This window comes from Streptomyces sp. NPDC127114, from assembly GCF_042677525.1.
In the GTDB taxonomy this organism is placed as follows: domain Bacteria; phylum Actinomycetota; class Actinomycetes; order Streptomycetales; family Streptomycetaceae; genus Streptomyces.
Window position 1 is genome coordinate 1 of the sequence record NZ_JBHXTJ010000027.1, and the last position, 22,420, is coordinate 22,420.

A 22,420-nucleotide genomic window follows, 5' to 3' on the forward strand; every position below is an offset into this window, starting at 1 on the left:
ACTGCCACCTCCGCTTCGCTTCGCTCGCGGAGGAGGCCTAAACGTCCGGACACCCCCACCCCCGCTCCGACCCCGGACCCCTCCCCGCCGTCGTCACCTCGGCCCCGAACCCCTTCCCGCCGTCGTCACCTCGGCCCCAAACCCCTTCCCGCCGTCGTCACCTCGGCCCCGAACTCCTTCCCGCCGTCGTCGGCCGCCGGCTACAGGTCCCCGTCCCGGGCCCGGGCTCGGCTCAGGGTCCGGCGAGGACGGCCAGGAGGACGCCGCGAGGACGGCAGCGCCGGTGAGCCGGTCGAGGCCGGGCAGGCGGGACCGCGACAGCCGAAGGGGCCCGTCGCTCGGACGGAAGATCTCGGCCACGGTGATCGGGGCGCTCAAGGGTGGCGTGCCGGCGGCCGATGAGTGGGGCATGCGCGTGCGTTCTGTGATCACGGGCTGTCGTCCTCCCGGCCGGCGGCTGCTCGCGGCAGGTGCCGCACTGTTCGCCGTCCTGCTGGGGGCCTCCGCCCAGGGGCCCGTTGCCCGGCCGGCCGAGACCGTCGTGCCGTCCCCGGCGGCGACCGTCGAGGGCAGGGGGCTGCGGGCGTTGTTCGGGTCGGAGAACCGGGTGATCCGTACGCGCGAGCGGCTGGTCGCCGTGACCTTCAACGCGGCCTGGAACGAGGCCGGCCTGGACGCGGTCCTGGGCGAGCTCGCCCGCCGCCGCGCACCCGCCACGTTCTTCCTGACCGGTGACTTCGCCGACCGCCACCCCGCGGCGGTGAGGAGGATCGCGGCCGCCGGTCACGGCCTCGGCAACCACTCCTTCAGCCACCCTCTCTTCCAGGACCTGGACGCCGGCGGACGACGGCAGGAGGTGCTGGCGGCGGACCGGGCGCTTCGCGCGGCCGGGGCGGGGCGCGCGGTGACGCCGTTCTTCCGGTTCCCGTACGGCGAGACCAGTGCCGCTCACATCCGGGAGGTCAACGCCCTGGGGTTCGCGGACATCGAGTTCACCACCGACACCAACGGGTGGAAGGGAACCGAGGGCGGCATGACGGTGGACCGCGCTGTGGACAGGGCGCTGGACGCCCTGCGCCCCGGAGCGGTCCTGCAGATGCACGTCGGGGCGTCCCAGGGGCGCACCGAGGTGATCGACGCGGAGGCGCTGCCCCGGATCCTCGACGCGTTCACCGCCCGCGGCTATCGCGTGATCGACCTGCGCACCCTGGTCGGCGACTGAACCGGCTGACGCGCGTCGGCGGCTGCGGCGTCCTACCGTGGGAGGCATGCGGCTCGTGCTGACCTCGGACACCCACCTGCCCGCCCGCGCCGCGTCCCTCCCGGAAGCCCTCATGGACGCCGTCGACGACGCCGACGCCGTCGTCCACGCCGGTGACTGGACCGACGAGGCCACGCTCGACCTGCTGGAGTCCAGGTCCCGCCGGCTGATCGGCGTGTACGGCAACAACGACGGCCCGGGACTCCGTCGCAGGCTTCCGGAGGTCGCCCACGCCGAGCTGGAAGGGGTGCGTTTCGCGGTCGTCCACGAGACGGGAGCGGCCGCGGGGCGGGAGCGGCGCTGCGCCGCGCGATTCCCCGACGTGGACGTCCTGGTGTTCGGCCACAGCCACATCCCGTGGGACACCAGCGCCGGGAGGCTGCGTCTGCTGAACCCGGGCTCGCCCACGGACCGCAGGCGCCAGCCCTTCTGCTCCTTCATGACGCTGACGGTGGCCGACGCGAAGCTGTACGACGTGACGCTCCACCGCCTGCCCCCGCGGAGCACCTCCGCATGAAAGGTCTGCAGCCGGGAAGGCGCCCGCTGAGCACTCCGGTCCGGTCCACGTACGCGACGGGCGCGGGACAAGGGAGGGCAGGGTGAGGACGGTGGCCGCACGGGAGCGGAGACAGCGCAGGGCTCGTCGCGGCGAGAGCCGGCTCGCAGGCCGTCGCATCGACCGGGGCCAGGGCAAGGGCCGGGGCCGGGTCCCGGTCCAGGGCCGGGGTCGGTGCGGAGGGCGGAATCGGGGTTGGGGCGGGGGTCGACCATGATCCTCCCGTCCACCGCCGACGCACCCGGCGCCGTGCCCCGGAAGGACCTCGCCGAGCTGGCGGAGTGGGTGCGTATCGCGTCCGTCTCCTCCGACCCGGAGCGGGCCCATGACGTGCGCCGGTCCGCCCGCTGGCTCGTGGAGGCACTGCGTCGCACCGGCTTCCCGCGGGCCGAAGTCTGGGAGACGGACGGCCTGCCGGCCGTGTACGCCTCCTGGCCCGCGGCCGATCCCGGGGCGCCGGTCCTGCTGGTCTACAGCCACCACGACGTGCACGCCGTCGATCCCTCCGAATGGAAGGTCACCGAGCCGTTCTCGCCGCTCCTGCGGGACGGCCGGCTCCACGGCCGGGGGGCGTCGGACGCCAAGGGCCAGATCACCAGCCACCTGTGGGCTCTGCGCACGCACCTCGCGCACCGCACCGCCCCGGCCGTGACGGTCAGGTACCTGATCGAAGGCGAGGAGGAGGTCGGCTCGGTACACCTGGCCGACCTGCTGTCGGAGCACACCGAGGACCTGGACGCCGACGTCGTGATGGTGTCCGACTCGATGCTCTGGTCCCTGGACGAGCCCACCGTCTGCGCCGCGGTGCGCGGCTCGGTCACCGCGTCCCTCACCGTCCGCGGGGCCGAGCGCGACCTCCACAGCGGCGCCGTCTCGGGCGCCGCCGCGAACGCCGCGGTCGAACTGTGCCGCCTCGTGGACCTCCTCGGTGACGCGTCGGGCCGCGTCACCCTGCCCGGCTTCTACGACGCGGTGGCCGCCCCGGCCCCCGACCTGCGCGCCGGAGTGGACAGCGTCCGCTTCGACCTGACGGAATGGCAGGCCGAGACCGGTACGTTCGGCGCTCCCGGCGAAGCGGGTTTCACGGTCCCCGAGCGCCTGTGGGCCCGCCCCTCCGCCGAGGTCGCCCGCCTCTCGGCCGGTCGCACCGATGCGCCGGCACTCGGCCTCATTCCGGCGGAGGCCGGTGCCGACGTGCTGTTCCGGCTCGTGCCCGATCAGCGGGCCGACCAGGTCGCCGACCAGTTGCGCGTATGGCTGGCCAGGCACCGGCGGCCCGGGTTCACCTACGACCTGGAGATCTCCTCCACCATCTCTGATCCCTACCGGACGCCGCCCGACGCCCCCGCGCTCGGGGCTCTCACCCGGGCCGTCGGCCACGCCTACGGGGCTCCGGCGAGGCACATCGGCAACGGGGGAGCGGCTCCCGGCGCGCAGCTCGCCGGCGCCTGCGACGCGCCCGTGCTGTTCTTCGGGACGGGGCTCCCGGGAGACCGCTGGCACGGACCGGACGAACGGGTGGAGGTCGGGGCGCTTCGGCTCGGAGTCAGCGCCCTGGCGCGCTTCCTCGACGAGCTGCCAGCCGCCGGTACGCCGGCCGGCGGCCACAAGGCGTGAGGAACACCGTGTCGGTTGGACCGGGCGCCTACGCGGGGCGGGCGTGCCCGCTACGGTCCAGGGGACCCCAGCGGCCGCGCTGCCTGTTGATCTCCTGGGTGGCCTCTTCGATCACTGCCTGGTCGATCCAGCCCATCGGCTCGACGTCGGTGACGAGGGGCTCGTTGTCCGGGCCCCGCCCGCATTCCGTGCCGACAAGCAGCCAAGGGCGCACGCGGTGGTCCTTCACGCGCGGCAGGTGGGCGTAGTCGTACAGACGCCGGGCGGCCCATACCCGCAGGGGACGCCCGTCCCACCAGGGCTCGACGTCGAGCGGACTGGCCGACAGTCCGGGCATCGGAATCCCGGTGAGGTCGTCGCGGCTGGCGGGGGCGGGAAGATCCACCTCCGGCCCCATCGACCAACGGACGTACAGTTCTGACCTCCGGGCGATGAGACCGGCCAACTCGTCGAGCGACCGGATCGTCGGCATATGCGCGGTGTGGTGCACGACGGGCTACTACCCCGCTCACGGACGCACACTCCCAGGCACCTGATCGCCGCGGCCGGGGGCGATGACGACATCGGCGCTGCGGGCAGCGGGGGACCTCGGCTGAACGGTGATCCACCCCGAGCCGGAGCCCGACACTCTCACGGTCCGGCTCCCCGAGGGAACCCTCGTCGTCGCCCGGCTCGACCCGACGCAGCTGCCCGGCGCCCAGCCCCCTGCAACGGTCACCGGGCCTGCTGCGTGGGGAGTGCCGACGAGCGCCGCACATTTCTCGCCGCCGTGGACGTCACCAAGAAGGACGAGCCCGCAGCACTGACCTGCGCCGATGCCCGCCACCGAACTCCCCTGATGTGCGCCGTGCATGACTGATACTCAACTGGGCGTTGACATAGCAGGTCGCGCCCATACTAGAGTTTTGGCATGGCTAAGACTCCGCGGATGACGCTCCAGACACAGCTGGTGCTGCGGACCCTCCTGGAAACCCCCACGAAGGCCCGCTACGGCCTCGAGCTCTCCAACGCCGCGGGTCTGCCCACCGGCACCATCCATCCGATCCTCGCCCGCCTCGAGAACGCCGGCTGGCTTGAGTCGTTCTGGGAGGACCAGAGCGAGATCGAGAAGACCGACCCGCCCCGCCCGCGCCGCCGTTACTACCGCTTCTCGCCCGGCGGCGCCGAGTCGGCCCGCCTTGCCCTCGCCCAGGCGTACAACGGCGGCACCACCTCCGCGCGACTGCGTCCCGCCGCCGGCGGGCTGGGGGCGTGATCCATGGACGACGACGGCATCACGGACATCACGAGCGAGCCCTGGCAACTGAACTCCGAAGACGCCCGACTGCTCGACGAGTACATCCTGCGCGACAGCGAGGAGCGGGACCGACTCGCAAGGGCGGAAGCCTACTCGAGGCGGCTGATCGAGGAAATCAACGCCGGGGCTGTGTCCGTCGAGGACAGCGAGACCCGGGCGCGGGTTCCCGTCAAGTACACGGTGAGACAACGCACCCTGCCGCTTCCCGCGCCGCACCGATCGCGCACGGTCAGCTTGACCGCGTTCATGCTGCCCACCCGCGACCGCGAGCGCTGGGCGGAGGAGTGGGCGGGAGAGTGGCAGGACTTACGGGAACGGTCCTTCCTTGCTCGCCTCGCGTTCCTCACCCGGCTTCTCGTTCGCACGGGGCCCGCCCTCGCATGGGTGCTCCGCGTCCAGAAGCGCAGGGAGGCGGCATGAGCGCGATTCTGGAGGTCGTCGAACTCGCCACGGAGGGTGGATCGTCAGCGGCGCTCATCGTGGCGTACCCGTGGTGGAGGCGGCACGGCAAAGGAGCGCGTGCGTCGGACCTGGCGGTGAGGACGCAGGACGAAGCGCGTTCCGCGCCACCGAGCGGCCGCGGCATCTCGCCGGCCGCCCGGCTGACGGGAGACAGCGCCCGCTACGCCGAGGAATGGGCGGCAGAGTGGCACGACCTGCCCCGGCGTCCCCGCCGCATTCGGGCCATGTACCTCGTTCGGATCTCGACTCGCGCCATCCCGACAGGAGTGACCGCCTGGTCGAGGAAACGCAGGAAGGCGTGAACGCCCGCACCTGGCTCGGTCACCGAGCGCTACGAAGCAGTCCGCCGCTCCCCTCTCGGCCTAGGAACCGTGGGAGCGGCGGAACCACCCGGCACCACCACGAAGGAGAGCACCAGATGTCCGTTCAGGATCCCATGCCCGTCGCCGGACCGGAACCCGGGGCCGGTCGCCAGGTCTCGATCCCGCTCCGCTACCCCGCGGGCGTCGGTTTCGCACTGGCCGGCGCCGTCACCGCCGGCATCGTCTGGCAGTACGTCCCGCAAGAGCGCACCTGGCCGCTCGTGGTTCTCGGGGTTGCCGCCATGGTCTGCGACACCGTGATCATCGTGATGCGAGCGCGGCGCCGCACGGCCTAGCCGGGGCGGGGGGACGGCACCTCCTCGGACCCGCGAGAGCGATGTGGCCGCGCGCGAGGCCGCGGCCACCGCTCGGGAACGGGAGAGTTTCGCGGCCGTTCCGCCCCACCCCTCCCCGCGGGGTGCGGGTGTCATGTGTGAGTCTGGTGTCCATGTCGATCATCGCAACCGTCGTGGTGCTGCTCATCGCCGTGCTCCACGTCTACATCCTGGTCCTGGAGATGTTCCTGTGGACCGGTCCGCGGGCCCGGGCCGCGTTCGGGACCAGTGTGGAGTTCGCTTCCGAGACGAAGGCGCTCGCCGCCAATCAGGGGCTGTACAACGGCTTCCTCGCCGCCGGGCTGGTGTGGGGCGCGGTGGCGGCCGACCCCGTGGGCTTCCAGGCGAAGGTGTTCTTCCTGGTGTGCGTGGCCGTGGCCGGTGTCTACGGTGCCGCCACGGCCAGCCGGAAGATCCTCTTCGTGCAGACCGTTCCGGCGGTGGTCGGTCTGGCCCTGGTGCTCGCCGCCCGCTGAGCTGCCGGCACTCCGAGAGGATGACGGTACGTCAGCGGTCGGCGGTCGGCAGGGGCTGCTCGGCCCAGATGACCTTGCCTTCCGCCGTGTACCGAGTGCCCCAGTGCTCGCTGATCTGTGCCACCAGGAACAGCCCGCGGCCTCCCTCGTCCATGCCGGCCGCGTACCGCAGGTGCGGGGCGGTGCTGCTGCTGTCCCAGACCTCGCAGGTCAGGGTGCGATCGAGCAGGAGACGCACGTGAACGGGCGCGGCGCCGTACCGGATGGCGTTGGTGACGAGCTCGCTGAGGATCAGTTCCGTGCTGAAGGCGAGTTCCTCCAGGCCCCATTCGTCGAGCTGCCGGGCCGCGCGGCCGCGCACGGCGCCGACCTCGCTCGGGTCGAACGGCACTTCCCACCGGGCGACCCGGCCGGGTCCCAGGGTGCGTGTCCGGGCGATGAGCAGCGCGATGTCGTCGGACGGCTGACTGGGGAGCAGGGCGTCCAGCACGGCGCGGCGGCTGGCCTGCGGGTCCCGGTCGGGGTGGCTCAGCGCCGTACGCAGCATCTCCACGCCCTCCGCGATGTCCCGGCTCCGCTCCTCGACCAGCCCGTCGGTGTACAGGACCAGCTGGCTGCCCTCCGCCAGGTGCAGTTCCATGGTCTCGAACGGCATGCCTCCGAGCCCCAGCGGGGGACCGGCCGGCAGTTCCGAGATCGTCGTCGTGCCGTCCGGGGCGACCACCAGCGGCGGCATGTGCCCGGCCCGGGCCATGCTGCAGTGCCGGGAGACCGGGTCGTAGACGGCGTACAGGCAGGTCGCCCCCATGACGCCGCCCATCGGCGCGGAGCCGTCGCCTTCCTGGTCCATGCGCTGGACGAGGTTGTCCAGGCGGGCGAGGAGTTCGTCGGGCGGCAGGTCCAGGGAGGAGAAGTTGTGCACAGCCGTCCGCAGCCGCCCCATGGTGGCCGCGGCGTGCAGGCCGTGCCCGACGACGTCACCGACGACGAGCGCGACGCGGCTGCCCGGCAGCGGGATCACGTCGAACCAGTCGCCGCCCACTCCTGACTGGGCGGGCTGGTAGAAGTGCGCGACGTCCACGGCGCTCTGCTCGGGCAGGTCCTGCGGCAGCAGGCTGCGCTGGAGCGTCACGGCGAGGTTGTGCTCCCGGGTGTAGCGGCGGGCGTTGTCCATGGTGACGGCGGCCCGGCCCACCAGCTCCTCGGCCAGGAACAGGTCGTCCTCGTCGAACGGCTCCGGTTTCTGCGAACGCCAGAAGTTGACCACCCCGAGCACGACGCCCCTGGCCTTCAGCGGGGCCGCGATGAGCGAGTGGATCCCGTAGTCGACGATGGCCGAGGTGCGTGCCGGGTCCTGCGCGTGCCAGCCGGGAGCGTCGCGCAGATCGGGCACGAGCTCGGCCGCGCCCGTGCCGTATCCGCGGGCCTGCGGGGTGGACGGCAGGAAGTCGATGAGGGTGCCGAGCGGGTACAGCGGGTGATCGGCGCGGATGCCGCTGACCGCCGTACGCCGCATGTCGGATTCCGGGCCGGGCTCGTCGCCCTCCAGCACCGGATCGGCCAGGTCGACCGTGACGAAGTCCGCGAATTGCGGAACGGCGACGTCGGCCAGCTCCTGCGCGGTGCGCACCACGTCGAGCGTGGTGCCGATGTCGCCCCCGGCGTCGTAGAGCAGCCTGAGCCGCCTGCGGGCCGTCTCCGCCCGGCTGCTCAGGAGCCGCATCTCGGTGGAGTCGCGGATGGTGACCGCCGATCCCTGCGGGCGGCCCTGGGGGTGGGTGGGCCGCTGGTTGACCACGAGCAGCCGGCCCCCGGCCTCCAGCACCTCGTCGGTGGCCACCCGGCCGGACAGCAGCAGGTCCGCCATCGGGCGGTCCATCCCGACCTCGTCGACGGGGCGTCCCTCGGCGTCGTCGGGCAGGCCGAGCAGCCGCCCGGCCTCGTCGTTCGCCAGGAGCAGCCGTCCCTCGCCGTCGGTGATGAGCACCCCTTCGCGGACGGAGTGGAGCACCGCGTCGTGGTGCTCGTACATGCGGGTCATCTCCTGGGTGCCGAGCCCGTGGGTCTGGCGGCGGAGCCTCCGGCTGATCAGCGCCGTGCCGACGGTCGCCAGAGCCAGACCGCCGGCGATGGACAGGAGGATGACCGGAAGCTGCCGGTTCGCCACGCCGGTCACGCTCTTCACCGTCAGACCCGCCGAGACCAGGGCGACGACATCGCCCTGGGGCGAGGTGACCGGCACGATCGCCTGGATCTCCTTGCCGAGCGGCCCCTCCACGCTCTCGGTGTGCACGCGTCCGGCGAGCGAGGGCTCGATCGTGCCGACGAACCGCTTGCCGATGCGGTCGGGCTGAGGGTGGCTGTAGCGGATGCCGTCGGTGTCCATCACCACGATGAAGTCCACCCCCGCGGCCTTGCGCGTCTCCTCGGCGAGGGGCTGCAGGATCGAGGAGGGGTCCGGCGCGTCCAGCGCTTCCCGCAGGCCCAGGGACTTCGCGAAGGTCTGCGCCACGGAGACCGACCGGTTGCGCGCCTCGCGGTCGATGTCGTGCCGCGACTGCAGCACCAGCGCCAGCAGGGCCCCGGCGGCGAGCATCACCACGATCGCCACCTGAAGGACGAAGACCTGCCCGGCGACGCTTCCGAATCTTCTGCCTAGGTTCGGCACCGGTACGCCGGACACGAGAGACAGGACGGGCTCACAACCCCAGTTGTAACACCTTCACGCCACCGGGGCTTCCGCTGCGCACCGTGTGCCTGCCGTGCCCGCAAGCGTCGTTTACATGCCCATGGGGTGGGTCTAGCGTGAAAAGTGCAGACGATGACGCTCGCCGCCATCCCCCTCCCGGAAGGGGAGCAGTCATGTCATGGACGATATCCGGCACCTACGTGGCCGGCTGTTCCTGCGCGGTGCTGTGCAGCTGCCCGTACGACGGCCGGCCGCGCGACGCCAAGGGCGGAACCGAATGCCTGGGCACCGCGGTGTTCCACGTGGCCGAGGGTGATCTGGACGGCCTCGACCTGTCCGGTGTGGACTTCGCCTTCTACAACCACTTCCCGTCCAACCTGACCTCCGGCAACTGGAAGGTCGGGCTGGTCGTCGACAGCGAGGCCAGCGACGAACAGGCCGAAGGCCTGGAGCGCATCCTGGCCGGCCGGGAAGGCGGGCCGTTCGGCCAGCTCTCGCAGTTCTACGGCGAGTACCTGGGGATGGAGCGCGCCCGGGTCTCCCTCACCGACGGCGACCGGCCGGGCTTCACGGTCGAGGGCAGGACGGAACTCTCGTACGAGCCGCTGACGGGCCCGGACGGAGGCACGACGACGATCAGGAACGCCATGTTCGGGTTCGCACCCGAATTCGAGGTCGGCAGGACGACCGGGCGCTCCGACGCCTTCGGGCTGAGCTATGAGGCGGAGTACGGGGAGAGGGCCGCGTACGTCTTCAGCAGCGAGGGCGCCGAGGGCGCGGCTCACGGTCGCATCTGAGCGTCCGCGCGTCAGCCCGGCAGGGGCTCAGCGCGCCCTGGACGGGCCGCGCGCCCTGGACGGGCCCGCGCGCCCTGGACGGGCCCGCACGCCATGGCGTGCGGGCCTGCGGGCCAGGTGAGCGGGGAGACCCACCGCGGCAGACACGTCCGGAGACGTCCACCGTGGCGTCGGGCGCAGGAGAGGACGGGACGGGCGCAGGAGACGACGGCCCGGGCGCGGGAGACGACGGGCCGGGACTCAGTCAGGGCCGCTCCAGTCGAAGGGGAAGTACTTGCTCGACTTCCCGCTGCGTTCCCAGGAGAAGCCGAACGCGTCGGCGCGGTCGACGGTGGCCCGCCCCCACGTGGCGACCTGGCCCGGCCCCACCTCGGAGCCCGGCGCGTTGTGGACCTCGACGCGCGCGCCGTCCGGGGTCGTCGGGCCGGTGAGGGCCTCGGCGGCCGCCGTGACACGGCCGGGGATCTCGGCGCGCCAGGTGGCGAGGTCCTCGTCGACCTCCACGTGGATGGGCACGACGTCCATGCCCCGCATCTCGGGGTGGAACATCGCCCCGAACTCCGCCGGCCATCCGCCGGCCTCACCGCCGAAGACGGCGCCGAGCGCGGCCCGCTGCTCGTCGTCGGCGCGTTCGTCGAGGAAGACCGCGGCGTACGGCTGCGTGTGCGTGCCGGCCCAGGGGTTTCCTTCGAAGGAGCCGAGCATCAGGACGTTGAGACCGTCGAGCCGTACGTCGCCGAAGTTGCCTTCCCGTATGTGCCAGACCAGTACGCCTTCGCAGTCGCCGTAGGTCGGGGGCTGCGCGAACGTGCACGGGCAGGGAATGGCGCACTTGCACACGTCGAACCAGTCGCCGGTCAGGTGCCAGCGCGTGCCGGTGGTGGCCTGCTGTGTCATCTCGCTTCCTCCCGCCGAGCTCCGAGGAGCTCACTCGGAGTGGCGAGACCGCGTGCCCCGAGCCCGTTCCCGGGATCGGAAAACGGTCTCCCTTCCAGCTTGCGCCTCCCCTGCCGGTCGGGAAACCGGCCGGCGCCGACGGCGGGCCACGGACGGCGAGCCCAGGGGGATCACATGCCGTCCATGGACGGCATCGAGCCCTCCAGTCCCGGCAGCATCCAGTCCTGGAACGGTGCGAGCACCGCAAGGACGAGGAAGGCGACGCCCACGACGTTGCTGAGGAGGACGCCCCGGGACCACAGCTTCTCCACGAAGATCACCAGGGCCAGGCCGGCCATCGCCGCCACGTTCATCACGCCGAGCGGTATGAAGACGACCATCAGCCCGGCGCAGCAGCCCACGCAGTACGCGCCGTGGTGGACGCCCACCCGCAGGTCGCGGGCCGGTCGCCGGAAGCCGGCGTAACGCACCAGATGGCTCAGCGGGTCGCGGCAGTGCCGCAGACAGACGTTCTTGAGGGGGCCGAGCTGGTACAGACCGGCGAGCAGGAAGGCGACCGCGCCGATCCAGCGTCCGGCGGTGGGGTGGTCGTCCACCAGGCCACCGGTGAAGGCCAGCGCCGCATAGGCGAGCAGTCCGAAGGCGGTCCACACGAGCAGATATCCGCCCACGAACTCGACGGTGCGGCCGGCCCTGACCCAGCCGGAGGACTGCCGGCCGATCCCGCGTACCCAGGTGATGGCGACCGGCGCCATGGACGGCAGCATCATCGCCGCCATCATCGTCACCCAGAGCAGCAGGAACAGGGGCAGCGCCATCCCCATCGTGCCGGGCTCGACGCCCATGTCCCGCGCCTGCCAGATCGTCAGCACCCAGGCCGGTACGGCGATCAGGACGACGAGGATCCAGGCGGCCGCGAGATCACGTGCGGGGAGCAACCCCCCGCCGGCTCCGGTCGGGGCGGTCGACCGGGCGGGTACGAAGGCGGAGATCCGGCTGCGACGCATCGGCGGGCCTTCCTGCGGCTGTTTCCAGAACAGCACACCTACCGCGGCGACGCGAGCCGGGCCGTCCACGGCCGTCACCGCGATCCGGCGCCCGCGCCGAGCGATGCCTCTTCGACGACCGACCGGCGGCAGGCAGCCCTGTGGGGACAAGCGCTCTCTCCGCGGAGAGAAACACAACTCCCGGCTCGCAGAGTGCATGGACGGGCCCCCGCGAGCGCTGGAAATCTGCGCCGTGTCTTCGAACGGCACACACCGGAACACGGGAGAACGACTCCATGGGGATGACGGGTTGGGGCACGCGAGCGGTGCTCGCCATGGTGCTGGCGGTCGCGGCGGGCGCCTTGCCCGCGCGGGCGGACGGCGGCGGACGCCAGGGCGGCACGACGTACTTCGTCGACTGCGGTTCGGGCTCCGACAGTGCCTCCGGCACGTCCCCGGCCACCGCCTGGAACTCTCCGGCCAGGGCGAGCTCCGTCACGTACGGGCCCGGGGACCGGATCCTGTTCCGGCGCGGCAGCACATGCGAGGGAGTGTTCGCTCCGACGGGGTCCGGTGCCGACGGCGCACCGGTGCGGGTCGACGCGTACGGCGAGGGCGCGAAGCCGCGCATCCGGGGCGGCGGTGCCCGCGCCGCGGTCCTCCTGGAGAACGTCGAGCAGTGGGAGCTGCGCAACCTCGACATCTCCAACAAGGGCGCCGCCCCGGGGCCGCAGGAGCGTCGCGCCGGCATCCTGTTCCGGCTCACGGACTTCGGCACGGGCCGGCACTACGTCGTCGACGACGTGGACGTCCACGACGTCAACGGCTCCGACCACAAGGACCCCGATCCCTCCGGGGGCATCCTCTTCGTCGTCCGCGGCACGGCGACCCCGACCCGCTTCGACGGGATCACCGTGACCGACTCCACCGTGAAGCACGTGGACCGCACCGGCATCGCCACCGCCTCCAGCTGGGGCAGGCGCCCCGAACACCCCCACAGCGGCGCACCCGGTTGGGCGCCGAACACCCGCCTCACCATCCGGGGCAACGAGGTCGTCGACGTCGGCGGCGACGGCATCGTGCTCCAGCACGGCCACCACGCGCTCGTCGAGCACAACTACGTGGACGGGTTCAACATGCGGTCGGCCGGCTACAACGCCGGCATCTGGGCCTGGAACTTCGACGACGCCGTGTACCAGTACAACGAGGTCACCGGCGGCCACGGCACGCGCGACTCGCAGGCCTTCGACTTCGACGGCGGCAACAACCGCAACGTCTACCAGTACAACTACAGCCACGACAACGAGGGCGGCTTCCTGCTGGTCTGCAACGGTGCGGGGATGACAACGGCCGACAACGTCTTCCGTTACAACGTCAGCATCAACGACCGCAACACCCAGTCCCCGTACGGCGTCTTCGCCGTCGTCTGCGCCCCCTCGGTCAACACCCGGATCCACAACAACACCGTCGCCACCGACCACCCGGGCACGGCGATGGTGAGCGACAACGGCCAGGGCGGGGTCACCTTCCGCAACAACATCTTCGTGAGCACCGCCGAGGGAGGCTCCCCGGTCGTCGACACGCTCAACACGTACGACCACAACCTGTACGTCGGCGTGGGCACCGTCCCGGCGAACGACGCCCACGCGATCACCGCGGACCCGCGCTTCCACGACGCCACCCCCGACACCCCGGGCGACCTGCGCCTGCGCCCCGGCTCCCCGGCCCTCGGCGCCGGAACACCGGTCGACGACGCCGGCCCGCACGACTACTTCGGCAACCGGCTCCGCGGCACCACCGACATCGGCGCCCATCAGCGCCCGGGCCCGAGGTGACCGTCCCCGGACGGGCCGGGCCGTACCCCGTCCCGTGAGTCGTCCGCCCGCCGCGTCTGCGCCGGCTGGATGAAGCCGAACCCGGGACACGCCCGCTCCGGCCGGTCCCACCCCGGCGCGGCGGCGCACCGCCGGGCGCCTCCGACCCGGGCCGGACGACCGGCACCGTGTCGGAGGCGCTTCGTGTGCCGGAGGCGTCTCACGTCGGGCGCGGGCGCCTCGGGGGGACGGCCAGGCCATCCGGGCTCACGGCCAGGACACCTCGCGCCGCGGGACCACCACCAGCTCCGCCGCCGCACTGCCCGGAGGCACCGACAGGGCGTACATCACGGCGTCCGCCACGACTTCCGGGCTCTGCAGCAGAGCCGTGTCGGTCTCCGGGAAGCGCTCCATGATGAACGGCGTCTCCATGCCGCCGGCCACGACCCCGGTGACCCCGATGCCCGGGCAGTCGCGCTGCGCCTCCTTGAACAACGTGTGGGTGAAGGCGCGCAGCCCGGTCTTCGCGGCCGAGTACGGGCCCGCCTCGGTCCAGGTGCGGACGGCGGCGGTCGACAGGATGTTCACGATGTGCCCGCCGCCCCGCGCGACCATCCGGCGGTAGCCCTCACGGCACAGGTACATCGGGCCGAGCAGGTCGGTGGTGATCACGCGGGTGATCTCGTCGGCCGTGAGCTCGGCCACGGACTTCGTCACGTCGACGGCCGCGCAGTTCACCAGCACGTCCACCGCGCCGCCCGAGGCGTCCAGCTCCTCGAACAGCTCGCCGACCGCCTCCGGGTCCCGCACGTCCAGACCGACCGGCCGGGCCTTGCCGCCCTCGGCCACCAGGGCCTCGCACAGCTCCTTCGCCTGCTCCTGCCGTACGTCGGCGACCAGGACCGAAGCCCCGGCGCGCGCCAGACGCCGCACGATCGCCGCGCCCAGTCCGCGCGCCCCGCCGGTGACGAGGGCGGACCGGCCGTCGAGCGTGATCTCCACTCCACTGTTCATCGCTGTCTCTTCTCCCTGGACGACATTTCCCGGACGTGATGTGAGCAAGCCCACGCGCTTCCCACGCGCCTTGATCGGCAGGGGAGTTGGGGCGGCGAACGGCCGGCCGCGGAGGGCCGTGTCGGCGGCGTCACTCTCTTCTCGAGAACCGTCTGCCACAGTGGGCCGCTGGCCGGAGACCGCCGTGCCGGAGTTCCCGGTGCGACGGACCGAGGCCGTCTCGTGCCCCCCGCTCCTCGCGCGTGCCTCGTGCCGCTTCCGGTGACCCTGTGCCTTCCTCGCGTCTGCCCCAGTCCCCCTCCCGGCCCCAGCCCAAGCCCCGGTCCGCCGACGACCGGTCGCCCTGGCGTTCGCTGCGCCACCGCAGCATGCGCTGGTGGGCCGTCGCCCACCTCGTGTCCAACACGGGCACGTGGATGCAGCTGACCGTCCAGAACCTGCTGGTCCTCCAGATCACCGGCTCGCCCGCCGCCGCCGGTCTGTCGATCTCCGCTCAGGCCGCCCCCGGCCTGCTGATGGGCCTGCTCGGCGGCGCCGCCGTCGACCGCTGGCCCCGCAAGGTGACGGCCGCCGCCGCCCAGGTGACCCTCGGCCTCGTGGCCCTGACCACCGCCGTGCTCGTCGCGGCCGGCCTGCTGAACCTGCCCGTCCTCATCGCGCTCGCCGTGGTCACCGGCCTCGTCGCCACCGTCGACGGACCCGCCTGCGCCCTGCTCGGCAACGACCTCGTCCCCGCACGGGACGTGCCCTCGGCCATCGGCGTCGGCTCCCTCGCCCACAGCGCGGGACGGCTCGCCGGGGCCGCGCTGGCCGGCATCACCGTCGCCACGCTCGGCACGGCCGCCGCCTACGTCGCCAACGGCATCTCGTTCTTCTTCGTCGCGGCCGTCATCCCGTTCCTCACCCTGATCCGCCCCCAGCACGGCGAGGCCACGGCCGCACCCGCGCGCAAGGCGTCCGGCGCGACCGGAACGTCCGACGACGCCGCCGACACGAGCGTCCGCGGAGGCCTGGTCTTCTTCGCCCGCCGCCCCCGGCTCGTCGCGCTCGCCGCCCTGAACGCGGTCAGCGCCCTCTTCGGCCGCAACTACTCGCTGACCCTCGCGGTCCTGGTGGCCGGCCCCCTCGCCGGCTCCGCCGGTTCCTTCAGCGCCGTCTCCACGGCGCTGGCCGTCGGCGGCATCGTCGGCGCCGTGCTCGGCGCCCGGCTCCGGGCGCCCCGCGTCCGCATGGTCGCCCTGCTCACCGCGGGCGGCGCGCTGCTCCAGGTGGTGGCCGGCATCTCGCCGTCCCTGGCGTTCCTCGTGGTGCTCGCCCTGCCCATGGCCGTCGCCGAGTCCGTGACGGACACCGCGCAGAACACGCTCCTGCAGACCGACCCGCCGCCGCACATGCGCGGCCGCGTCCTCGGCGCGTGGAACAGCATCCGTACGCTCTGGGGCCTGGCCGCACCGCCGACCCTGGGCCTGCTCATGGAGCTCATGGGCGCGCGGGGCGCGCTCGTCACCGGCGGACTGGTCGTCGCGGCCGCGGTCGCCGGCGGATGGCTGCTGCGCGGCCCCCGGACCGTCGCCACCGCCGACCCGGTGGCCGCAACGCTCCGCCCGCGGTTCACCCGGCTCACCCGCGTCACCCGGCCCGCCCTGGACAGCGCGGCCTGACCGCACCGCGCCCTCCGAGGGCGCGGGGCGCGTGCTCACGGCGCCGCCGCCTCGACGACCGGCGCCGGCACGGAAGCGCCCGAGACCGGCGTCAGGACGGCCTCCAGGACCTCGGCGACCGTGATCCGCAGCAGCCGGGGATCGGGGCGGTCCCCGTGCGGGTCGCCCGGCCGGCCGGCCTCCGGGCCGGGCACCGGATGCCAGAGCGCCGTGTGCGGGCCGTCGCGCGGCGGCCCCCAGAGGGCCGGCGACACCGGCCCGAAGAGCACCACCGAGCGCGTGCCGAGCGCCGTCGCCAGATGGGCGAGCCCCGTGTCGCCGACCACCAGACAGCGCGCCTGCGCGACCAGCGCCCACAGCTCCTCGAACGGCATCCCCCCGTCCCCGCCCAGCACGGCGGACGGGTCGAGACCGGCGTGCTCGGCCACCGACCGGGCCAGCGGGCCCTCGCCCGGACCCGCCGTGACGAGCACCGGCAGGCCCGCCCTGCGGACGCCCCGTACCACGGCGGCGAAACGGTCCACCGGCCAGCGTCGCGCGGGCGCCTGGGCCCCCGGGTGCACCACGACCGCTCCCGGCAGCGGGGACGCGCGGCCGGGCGGCGCGATCCGCACGTCGTCGGGATCGGCCGGGAGCCCGTACCAGCGCAGCATCCGGCACCAGCGCAGGCGTTCGTGCTCGTACGCGATCCACGCCGGCCCCGGCACGGCGGGCACGCCCGGATGGCGGAAGGCCCACAGGCGCTCCGGTCCGAGCCCCGCGAGCAGCCGGTGGCTGGCCGGTCCGCGGCCGTGGAGGTTCACGGCGAGCCGCGGCGCGCGGGCGGCCCCGGGCAGGACGGCGGGCACCGCGCGTCCGGGGCTGCCGGCCGGCAGCAGCCGGTCCACGCATCCCGTGGCGCGAGCCACCGGCGCCAGGGCACGCGGCGCGGCGAGCACCAGCTCGTGGTCCGGCAGCGCCCGGCGCAGCGCCCGCAGCGCCGGAACGGCGGTCAGCAGATCACCCAGCCCGAGGGCACGCAGCACCAGAACCACCGGCCGCCCGTGGGGAGTCTCGGGCCGACCGGCCGTGGGCCGGGCGTGGACGGCCCGGCCCGCCCTGGACGCCGTGTGCCCCGACCCGCGCGCCACGCCCTGCGGCCGAGGGTGAGCCGGGCTCATCGGTCCCACCGCCCGGTCGTCGCGGTCCCGTCGGTTCCGTCCGCCCACGCGGCCGCGCCGGTCCGCCCTGCCGGCGCAGCCCGGTCGGTCCGGTCGGCCGTCGTGGTCCGGTCGGCAAGGCCGGCTCGCCCCGACGGCGCGGCCCGGTCGGTCCGGTCCGCCCACGCGCCCGGGCCGGCAGGGCCGACCTCAGCGTCCCGCTCGGATCGGCCGGCCTGCCCGGTCCGCCCGTCCCGGCCCGACCGGCCGGCCCCGCCGACGCGGGCGGCGGCGCGGGCGGCGTGGGCCGCGCGGTGGGCGAGGGTGGTCGTCGAGCGGCCCTCCAGGTAGGGCAGGACGATCGTCTGGCCGCCCCAGCTCCGCAGCGCCCGCGTCTCCGGCAGGCTGTCGGGGGCGTAGTCGCCGCCCTTCACCCACACGTCGGGCCGCAGCGCCTCCAGCAGCCGCTCCGGGGTGTCCTCGTCGAAGGCCACCACCGCGTCCACGCTGCTCAGGGCCTCCAGGACGCGCATCCGGTCCGCGAGCGGGGTCAGCGGGCGGCCGGGGCCCTTGAGGCGGGTGATCGAGGCGTCGGTGTTGACGCACACGATGAGGCAGTCGCCGATCCGGCCCGCGCGTTCCAGGAGCCCCACGTGGCCCGCGTGCAGCAGGTCGAAGCAGCCGCCCGTCGCGACCACGGTGCCGCCGCGGGCCCGGACGCGCCGGGCGAGCGCGAACGCGTCGGCCGCGGGCTCCGGGTCGGGCGGCGCGGCGGCCGCCGGGTTCCCGTCGGCGCCCGAGACCGCCGAGGCGCCGCCCGCGCCGACGAACGCCGCGGCCTCGGTCACGGCCCGGCCCACCGCCTCCTCCGGCAGCGCGCCCCGGGCCAGGGCCACGGCCACCGCCGCCGCGAAGCAGTCGCCCGCTCCGCACGGGTCGCCGCACGTGACGGCGGGCGCCGGCACCAGCAGGGGTGCCGTCGAGCCGGCCCGGGTCAGCAGTGCCCCCTCGGCGCCGAGGGTGACGGCGACGTGCGTCGCCTCCCACCGTGCGGCGAGCTCGGCACCCCGGTCCGCGTGGGCGCGCAGGGACGTGCCCGGCCGGGTGCTGAAGCCGGCGGCCTCCTTCGCGTTCGGGGTGGCCACACGGGTGCCCGGCACGGGCGGGCCGCCGCGCGGGTGGGGGTCCCAGACGAGGGGCACCCGCCGCGCCGCCCGCGCCAGCGGCCCGCGCAGGACGTCGGCCGTGCCCCGACCGTAGTCGGAGACCAGGACGGCGCCCGCGGACTCCAGCGCGCGAAGGGCGTCGTCGCCGGGTCGGCCGGGGCTTCCGCCGCCCCGGTCGAGGCGCACGAGCGGCCGGCCGCCGGCCAGCACCCGGGTCTTCACCGGCAGGGTCCCGTCCAGGGGCACGGCCACGACACGGACCTCACCGCCCAGGCACCGCCGGGCCGCGGCACTCGACTCGTCCGCGCCGAGCGCGGCGATCAGCACGACACCGGCGGCGGAGGCCCCGTCGGGCCGGCCGTCGACCCGACCGTCGGGCCGGCCGTCGAGGCGGGCGGCGAGGAGCGCGGCGAGGCCGGCGCCGCCCGCCCGCCGGCGCACCCCTGCCACGTCGACGACGGGCGCCGGGGCGTCCGGGGCCAGCCGGCCGGCCTCGCCCTCGATGTCCTCGTCGAGGAGGAGGTCGCCCACCACGACCAAGGGCCCGCGGTTCACCGCATCCTCCCGAACCGCGGCGTCGCGTCCCGCGCCGCGCGCTCGGACCGGCCCCGCAGCCCGGCAGGCGCACCCGGCACGGGTGAGCCGTCGGCAGCGGCGGACGCCCCGGCCGCGCGTGCGGAGGCACGATCCGCGGCGGCCGGGTCGGCCCGGTCCGCGTGTCCGCCGAGCGCGCCCACGAGGGACGCGTCGAAGAACTCGCACAGCAGGTGGACGACGACCAGATGCGCCTCCTGGACGGTGGCCGTGGTCGCGGCGTCCACGGTCAGGGCGTCGTCGGCGGCCTCGGCCAGCGGGTTCGGCGCGGGCCCCGTCAGGGCCCAGACGTCCAGGCCCCGGGAGCGGGCCGTCATCGCCGCGGAGAGCAGGTTGGGGCTGCGCCCCGACGTCGACAGCAGCATCAGAAGATCGCCGGCGCGGCCGTGCGCCGCCACCTGACGGGCGAAGACCTGCTCGAAGCCGTAGTCGTTGCCGATGGCCGTGACGCTGGAGGTCTCGGCGTGCAGGGACAGCGCGGAGTAGGCGGGACGGTCCTCCCGGTAGCGCCCCACGAGCTCCGCGGTGAGGTGCTGCGCCTGGGCGGCGCTGCCCCCGTTGCCGGCGGCCAGCAGCCGCCCGCCGTCCGTGAGCACGGCCGCCAGGTGGCGTCCCCAGCGGGAGAGCCGCCGCAGGTCCGTGCCGTCCAGGCGGTCGACCGCCCGGCACAGCGCCTGGCAGTGCAGCCGTGCGTCCTCGAAGGTCTGGGATTCGTTCATGCTGGTCGGCCGCGCGCCCTGCCGGGTCCGGGCCGCACCTCCTTCGCCTGTCAGGTCCCGGGCCGCCGGGGGTTCCCCGCGGCCCGGGAGGACGGTCAGGCCGCTCCGGCCATCGGCGCGTGCGCGGCGAGGACGGCCCGGTAGGACTCCTCCGTCGCCCCGGCCACGCGCTGCCACGAGTACCGTTCGAGCACCCGGCGCCGCCCCGCCCTGCCGTACTCCGCCCGCAGCGCGGGATCGGCGAGCAGCAGCCGTACGGCCGCGGCCAGCAGGGGCGGGCTGCCGGGCGGCACCAGCAGGCCGTTCACGCCGTGGGCGACCGTGTCCAGCTGGCCTCCCACGGCGCTCGCCACCAGCGGCCTGCCGCAGGCCATGGCCTCCAGCGGCACGATGCCGAACGGCTCGTAGTCCGCCGGGCACAGGACGAGGTCGGCGCTCCGCATCAGACCCGGCACCGCCGCCGGCGGCACCGCCCCGGTGAAGTGCACCCGGTCGGCGACGCCCGCCTCCTCGGCGAGCGCCCGCAGCCGCCGCACCTCCGGGTCGGCGTCCATCGCCGAGGGCGGGGGGCCGCCGGCGATGACGAGCTCGGTGTGCGGCAGCCGCCCCAGGGCGGCGATGGAGACGGCCGCGCCCTTGCGGGGCACCAGCCTGCCCAGGTGCAGCAGCCGGTAGCGGAGCGGACCGCGTGGCGCGGCCGGCCCGTCCGGCCGGAAGGCGGCCGGGTCGACGCCGCAGGGCACGATGTCGGCCTTGGCGCGCGGGATGCCCATGGCGGCCAGTTCCTCGACCTCGTCACGGCAGGTGGCGACGACCCGGTCGCAGCCGAGGCCCACCTCGGTCTCGTGCGCGATGCGCGTGGGAGGGCTCGTGTCGGCCGCGCCCTGGTGGCGCCGCTTCACCGTGCCCAGCGCGTGGTACGTGTGCAGGAACGGCGTCCCGGTCCCCTCGGTCGCCCAGAGTCCGGCGAGTCCCGACATCCAGAAGTGCGAGTGGACCACGTCCGGGCGTTCCTCGCGCCACCGGTCGGCGAGATAGCGGGCGAAGGGCCGCATGTGGGGCAGGAGTTCGTCCTTCGGCAGCTGCTCGGCGGGCCCGGCCGGCACGTGATGGACCATCACCCCCGGGCGCAGCGGCACCGACTCCGGCAGGGCGGCGTCGTCACGACGGGTGTAGACGGTCACCCGGTGACCGCGGTCGGCGAGCGCGCCCGCGAGCTGCGCGACGTGCACGTTCTGGCCGCCGGCGTCCACGCCGCCGAGCGTCGCGAGCGGGCTCGCGTGCTCGGAGACGAGGGCGATCGCGAGGGGGTCGCCCGGATGTCGGGCCGGGTCCCGGCCCGAGGGAGCCGCGCGGAGGCCCGAGGCGTTCGAGTGGAGGGGTGCGTGGAGAGGAGTCATGAGAGCACTTCCGTGATGAGGCGCTCCCAGTCGTCCAGGAAGCGCTTGAGGCCGTAGTGTTCGAGGGCCGCCTGACGGGCCCTGGCGCCGTCGGCGGCGGCCGCGTCGGGGTCGGCGAGGTAGCGGCGGGCGGCCCGCGCGAGCACCTCGGGGCGCGTCGAGAGCGTTCCCGCGCCGGGGGGCACCGCCTCGACGGCCTCGGTGGTGGCGAGGGCGACGACCGGCATGCCCAGGTGCATCGCCTCCAGCAGGGACAGACCGAGCGACGTCCAGCGCACGGGATGGAGGTAGAGCCGCCGTTCCGCCATGGCGGAGTGCAGCCGGGCCTGGGGAAGGTCGGCCGTGCGGCACCGCTCCTCCGGCAGCCCCAGATGCGCGGCCAGCCCCTCCGTACGCATCCCGAAGACGTCGAGCGGCGTCTCGCGCGCGAGCTCGGGCAGCAGGTCCGTACCGACGAAACGCCCGCGCCGGACCGGCTCGTTGACCACCACGGCGGCCCGCGCGAGGCGACCGGTGTAACGGTGGCCGGGATCCACGATCCCGTGCTCGACGACGGCGGTGCGGGTCGTCCCGTTGTCCCACAGCAGCCGGTTGAAGTGCGTGACGTGCACCAGGGTGAGGTCGGCGCGGTCGGCGACCGGATGCCGGGACAGCGGCACGTCGCCCCGGGGGGTGTTGTGCTCCACGTACACCGCCGGCACGTCCCTGCCGGGACGCCGGCCGCCGAGCCACCGTGCGGCGAGCTCCTCCTCGTGCGGCCGTTGGAGGACGACCAGGTCGACCGGCTCGTCCCGGAGCCGCTCCGGTGGCACCTCGCGCACCGAGCCGGGCCACGTGAAGGTCTCCGCCCTGCCCCGGCCGTCGGGGCCGCGGTCGGGCGTGACGGGGGTCAGATAGGCGTGTGGGCCCTGGACGAAGGCCGTCGTCCAGGATCCGTGGACGTGCCACAGCAGGATGTTCATGCGGGCGTTCCTCCTCTCGCCCCGGCCGCCGCGGCCGACCGGTCCCGGCCTGCGCCGGCACCGAGCGGACCACCGGTTTCCCGGGGAAGGGGACGGGGGCGGGGGTGGGTCTGGGGGCCGCTCCGGGGGCGTGCCCCGGGCGGGGACCCGGTCGTGGGCCGCTGCCCGGAGTCGGCCGTGGGGCGCGCGTCGGGCTGGGCCGTGGGCTCCGAAGGC

20 protein-coding genes and 1 pseudogene are annotated in these 22,420 nt (G+C 74.3%); 11 read left to right on the plus strand and 10 right to left on the minus strand.

Features of this window, described 5'->3' with window-relative positions:
* Positions 1–409 precede the first annotated feature (409 nt).
* The 3 genes from ACFVGS_RS24875 to ACFVGS_RS24885 all read left to right on the plus strand — a co-directional run bounded on the left by ACFVGS_RS24875 (position 410) and on the right by ACFVGS_RS24885 (position 3,434).
* Positions 410–1,222: a polysaccharide deacetylase family protein gene (locus ACFVGS_RS24875; protein ID WP_385693712.1), complete on the plus strand. Its 813-nt coding sequence runs from the start codon at positions 410–412 to the stop codon at positions 1,220–1,222.
* Between the two features lie 46 nt (positions 1,223–1,268).
* On the plus strand, positions 1,269–1,778 hold the full coding sequence (locus ACFVGS_RS24880) for a metallophosphoesterase family protein (protein ID WP_384411172.1): 510 nt from the start codon (positions 1,269–1,271) through the stop codon (positions 1,776–1,778).
* Positions 1,779–2,030: 252 nt separating this feature from the next.
* Complete coding sequence (locus ACFVGS_RS24885) at positions 2,031–3,434, plus strand: M20/M25/M40 family metallo-hydrolase (protein WP_385693713.1); 1,404 nt, start codon at positions 2,031–2,033, stop codon at positions 3,432–3,434.
* A gap of 28 nt (positions 3,435–3,462) precedes the next feature.
* On the opposite strand, the gene ACFVGS_RS24890 is transcribed toward ACFVGS_RS24885, so the two are convergent.
* Positions 3,463–3,906 carry a DUF6098 family protein gene (locus ACFVGS_RS24890; RefSeq protein ID WP_384411406.1) on the minus strand — a complete coding sequence of 148 codons (444 nt, stop codon included), beginning with the start codon at positions 3,904–3,906 and terminating at the stop codon, positions 3,463–3,465.
* Positions 3,907–4,344: 438 nt separating this feature from the next.
* Between ACFVGS_RS24890 and ACFVGS_RS24895 the strand changes: the two genes are divergently transcribed.
* The 5 genes from ACFVGS_RS24895 to ACFVGS_RS24915 all read left to right on the plus strand — a co-directional run bounded on the left by ACFVGS_RS24895 (position 4,345) and on the right by ACFVGS_RS24915 (position 6,366).
* Positions 4,345–4,689: a PadR family transcriptional regulator gene (locus ACFVGS_RS24895; protein ID WP_384411175.1), complete on the plus strand. Its 345-nt coding sequence runs from the start codon at positions 4,345–4,347 to the stop codon at positions 4,687–4,689.
* Positions 4,690–4,692: 3 nt separating this feature from the next.
* Positions 4,693–5,151: a hypothetical protein gene (locus ACFVGS_RS24900; protein WP_384411177.1), complete on the plus strand. Its 459-nt coding sequence runs from the start codon at positions 4,693–4,695 to the stop codon at positions 5,149–5,151.
* Complete coding sequence (locus ACFVGS_RS24905; RefSeq protein WP_385693714.1) at positions 5,148–5,495, plus strand: hypothetical protein; 348 nt, start codon at positions 5,148–5,150, stop codon at positions 5,493–5,495. Before ACFVGS_RS24900 ends, ACFVGS_RS24905 begins: the two co-directional genes overlap by 4 nt.
* A 116-nt stretch (positions 5,496–5,611) precedes the next feature.
* Positions 5,612–5,851: a hypothetical protein gene (locus tag ACFVGS_RS24910; RefSeq protein WP_384411180.1), complete on the plus strand. Its 240-nt coding sequence runs from the start codon at positions 5,612–5,614 to the stop codon at positions 5,849–5,851.
* A gap of 152 nt (positions 5,852–6,003) precedes the next feature.
* Complete coding sequence (locus ACFVGS_RS24915; protein WP_384411182.1) at positions 6,004–6,366, plus strand: DUF1304 domain-containing protein; 363 nt, start codon at positions 6,004–6,006, stop codon at positions 6,364–6,366.
* A gap of 31 nt (positions 6,367–6,397) precedes the next feature.
* Here ACFVGS_RS24915 and ACFVGS_RS24920 read toward each other — a convergent pair whose 3' ends face one another.
* Positions 6,398–8,977, minus strand: a complete 2,580-nt coding sequence (locus ACFVGS_RS24920; RefSeq protein WP_385435765.1) for a SpoIIE family protein phosphatase — start codon at positions 8,975–8,977, stop codon at positions 6,398–6,400.
* Positions 8,978–9,228: 251 nt separating this feature from the next.
* Here ACFVGS_RS24920 and ACFVGS_RS24925 point away from each other — a divergent pair, with 251 nt between their 5' ends.
* Positions 9,229–9,852, plus strand: coding sequence for a DUF1326 domain-containing protein (locus tag ACFVGS_RS24925; protein WP_385693715.1), 624 nt, complete (start codon positions 9,229–9,231; stop codon positions 9,850–9,852).
* A 240-nt stretch (positions 9,853–10,092) separates the two neighbouring features.
* Here ACFVGS_RS24925 and ACFVGS_RS24930 read toward each other — a convergent pair whose 3' ends face one another.
* Together ACFVGS_RS24930 and ACFVGS_RS24935 are read right to left on the minus strand one after the other, a co-directional pair.
* On the minus strand, positions 10,093–10,749 hold the full coding sequence (locus ACFVGS_RS24930) for a DUF1326 domain-containing protein (protein WP_384411185.1): 657 nt from the start codon (positions 10,747–10,749) through the stop codon (positions 10,093–10,095).
* 170 nt (positions 10,750–10,919) lie between these two features.
* Positions 10,920–11,756, minus strand: coding sequence for a DUF2182 domain-containing protein (locus ACFVGS_RS24935; protein ID WP_385693716.1), 837 nt, complete (start codon positions 11,754–11,756; stop codon positions 10,920–10,922).
* A 275-nt stretch (positions 11,757–12,031) separates the two neighbouring features.
* Here ACFVGS_RS24935 and ACFVGS_RS24940 point away from each other — a divergent pair, with 275 nt between their 5' ends.
* Positions 12,032–13,570 (plus strand): right-handed parallel beta-helix repeat-containing protein, encoded by a 1,539-nt coding sequence (locus tag ACFVGS_RS24940; protein WP_385693717.1) that lies wholly within the window; start codon positions 12,032–12,034, stop codon positions 13,568–13,570.
* Positions 13,571–13,816: 246 nt separating this feature from the next.
* On the opposite strand, the gene ACFVGS_RS24945 is transcribed toward ACFVGS_RS24940, so the two are convergent.
* The gene (locus ACFVGS_RS24945) at positions 13,817–14,563 is read right to left on the minus strand and encodes an SDR family oxidoreductase (protein WP_384411190.1); all 747 of its coding nucleotides are present in this window, start codon (positions 14,561–14,563) and stop codon (positions 13,817–13,819) included.
* A gap of 368 nt (positions 14,564–14,931) precedes the next feature.
* Here ACFVGS_RS24945 and ACFVGS_RS24950 point away from each other — a divergent pair, with 368 nt between their 5' ends.
* On the plus strand, positions 14,932–16,224 hold the full coding sequence (locus ACFVGS_RS24950) for an MFS transporter (protein ID WP_385693763.1): 1,293 nt from the start codon (positions 14,932–14,934) through the stop codon (positions 16,222–16,224).
* 35 nt (positions 16,225–16,259) lie between these two features.
* Here the strand turns inward: ACFVGS_RS24950 and ACFVGS_RS24955 are convergent, their stop codons facing one another.
* The 5 genes and pseudogenes from ACFVGS_RS24955 to ACFVGS_RS24975 form a co-directional block, all read right to left on the minus strand.
* The gene (locus ACFVGS_RS24955) at positions 16,260–17,249 is read right to left on the minus strand and encodes a glycosyltransferase family 9 protein (protein WP_385693718.1); all 990 of its coding nucleotides are present in this window, start codon (positions 17,247–17,249) and stop codon (positions 16,260–16,262) included.
* 407 nt (positions 17,250–17,656) lie between these two features.
* A pseudogene (gene rfaE2, locus ACFVGS_RS24960) lies at positions 17,657–19,084 on the minus strand (D-glycero-beta-D-manno-heptose 1-phosphate adenylyltransferase); the annotation flags it as partial.
* Positions 19,081–19,842: an SIS domain-containing protein gene (locus tag ACFVGS_RS24965; RefSeq protein ID WP_384411194.1), complete on the minus strand. Its 762-nt coding sequence runs from the start codon at positions 19,840–19,842 to the stop codon at positions 19,081–19,083. The gene ACFVGS_RS24965 and the pseudogene rfaE2, both read right to left, overlap by 4 nt.
* Positions 19,843–19,937: 95 nt before the next feature.
* On the minus strand, positions 19,938–21,242 hold the full coding sequence (locus ACFVGS_RS24970; protein ID WP_384411196.1) for a glycosyltransferase: 1,305 nt from the start codon (positions 21,240–21,242) through the stop codon (positions 19,938–19,940).
* On the minus strand, positions 21,239–22,204 hold the full coding sequence (locus tag ACFVGS_RS24975) for a glycosyltransferase (RefSeq protein WP_385693719.1): 966 nt from the start codon (positions 22,202–22,204) through the stop codon (positions 21,239–21,241). The genes ACFVGS_RS24970 and ACFVGS_RS24975 overlap by 4 nt, the downstream gene beginning before the upstream one ends.
* Between the last annotated feature and the right edge of the window lie 216 nt (positions 22,205–22,420).

Excerpts from the sequence above, each read along its gene's own strand:
- ACFVGS_RS24875 (WP_385693712.1), top strand. The coding sequence starts at position 410 with ATGCGCGTGCGTTCTGTGATCACGGGCTGTCGTCCTCCCGGCCGGCGG.
- ACFVGS_RS24950 (WP_385693763.1), top strand. The coding sequence starts at position 14,932 with ATGCGCTGGTGGGCCGTCGCCCACCTCGTGTCCAACACGGGCACGTGG.
- ACFVGS_RS24910 (WP_384411180.1), top strand. The coding sequence starts at position 5,612 with ATGTCCGTTCAGGATCCCATGCCCGTCGCCGGACCGGAACCCGGGGCC.
- ACFVGS_RS24885 (WP_385693713.1), top strand. The coding sequence starts at position 2,031 with ATGATCCTCCCGTCCACCGCCGACGCACCCGGCGCCGTGCCCCGGAAG.
- ACFVGS_RS24880 (WP_384411172.1), top strand. The coding sequence starts at position 1,269 with ATGCGGCTCGTGCTGACCTCGGACACCCACCTGCCCGCCCGCGCCGCG.
- ACFVGS_RS24905 (WP_385693714.1), top strand. The coding sequence starts at position 5,148 with ATGAGCGCGATTCTGGAGGTCGTCGAACTCGCCACGGAGGGTGGATCG.
- ACFVGS_RS24940 (WP_385693717.1), top strand. The coding sequence starts at position 12,032 with ATGGGGATGACGGGTTGGGGCACGCGAGCGGTGCTCGCCATGGTGCTG.
- ACFVGS_RS24945 (WP_384411190.1), bottom strand. The coding sequence starts at position 14,563 with ATGAACAGTGGAGTGGAGATCACGCTCGACGGCCGGTCCGCCCTCGTC.
- ACFVGS_RS24935 (WP_385693716.1), bottom strand. The coding sequence starts at position 11,756 with ATGCGTCGCAGCCGGATCTCCGCCTTCGTACCCGCCCGGTCGACCGCC.
- ACFVGS_RS24895 (WP_384411175.1), top strand. The coding sequence starts at position 4,345 with ATGGCTAAGACTCCGCGGATGACGCTCCAGACACAGCTGGTGCTGCGG.
- ACFVGS_RS24975 (WP_385693719.1), bottom strand. The coding sequence starts at position 22,204 with ATGAACATCCTGCTGTGGCACGTCCACGGATCCTGGACGACGGCCTTC.
- ACFVGS_RS24970 (WP_384411196.1), bottom strand. The coding sequence starts at position 21,242 with ATGACTCCTCTCCACGCACCCCTCCACTCGAACGCCTCGGGCCTCCGC.
- ACFVGS_RS24900 (WP_384411177.1), top strand. The coding sequence starts at position 4,693 with ATGGACGACGACGGCATCACGGACATCACGAGCGAGCCCTGGCAACTG.
- ACFVGS_RS24930 (WP_384411185.1), bottom strand. The coding sequence starts at position 10,749 with ATGACACAGCAGGCCACCACCGGCACGCGCTGGCACCTGACCGGCGAC.
- ACFVGS_RS24915 (WP_384411182.1), top strand. The coding sequence starts at position 6,004 with ATGTCGATCATCGCAACCGTCGTGGTGCTGCTCATCGCCGTGCTCCAC.
- ACFVGS_RS24965 (WP_384411194.1), bottom strand. The coding sequence starts at position 19,842 with ATGAACGAATCCCAGACCTTCGAGGACGCACGGCTGCACTGCCAGGCG.
- ACFVGS_RS24925 (WP_385693715.1), top strand. The coding sequence starts at position 9,229 with ATGTCATGGACGATATCCGGCACCTACGTGGCCGGCTGTTCCTGCGCG.
- ACFVGS_RS24890 (WP_384411406.1), bottom strand. The coding sequence starts at position 3,906 with ATGCCGACGATCCGGTCGCTCGACGAGTTGGCCGGTCTCATCGCCCGG.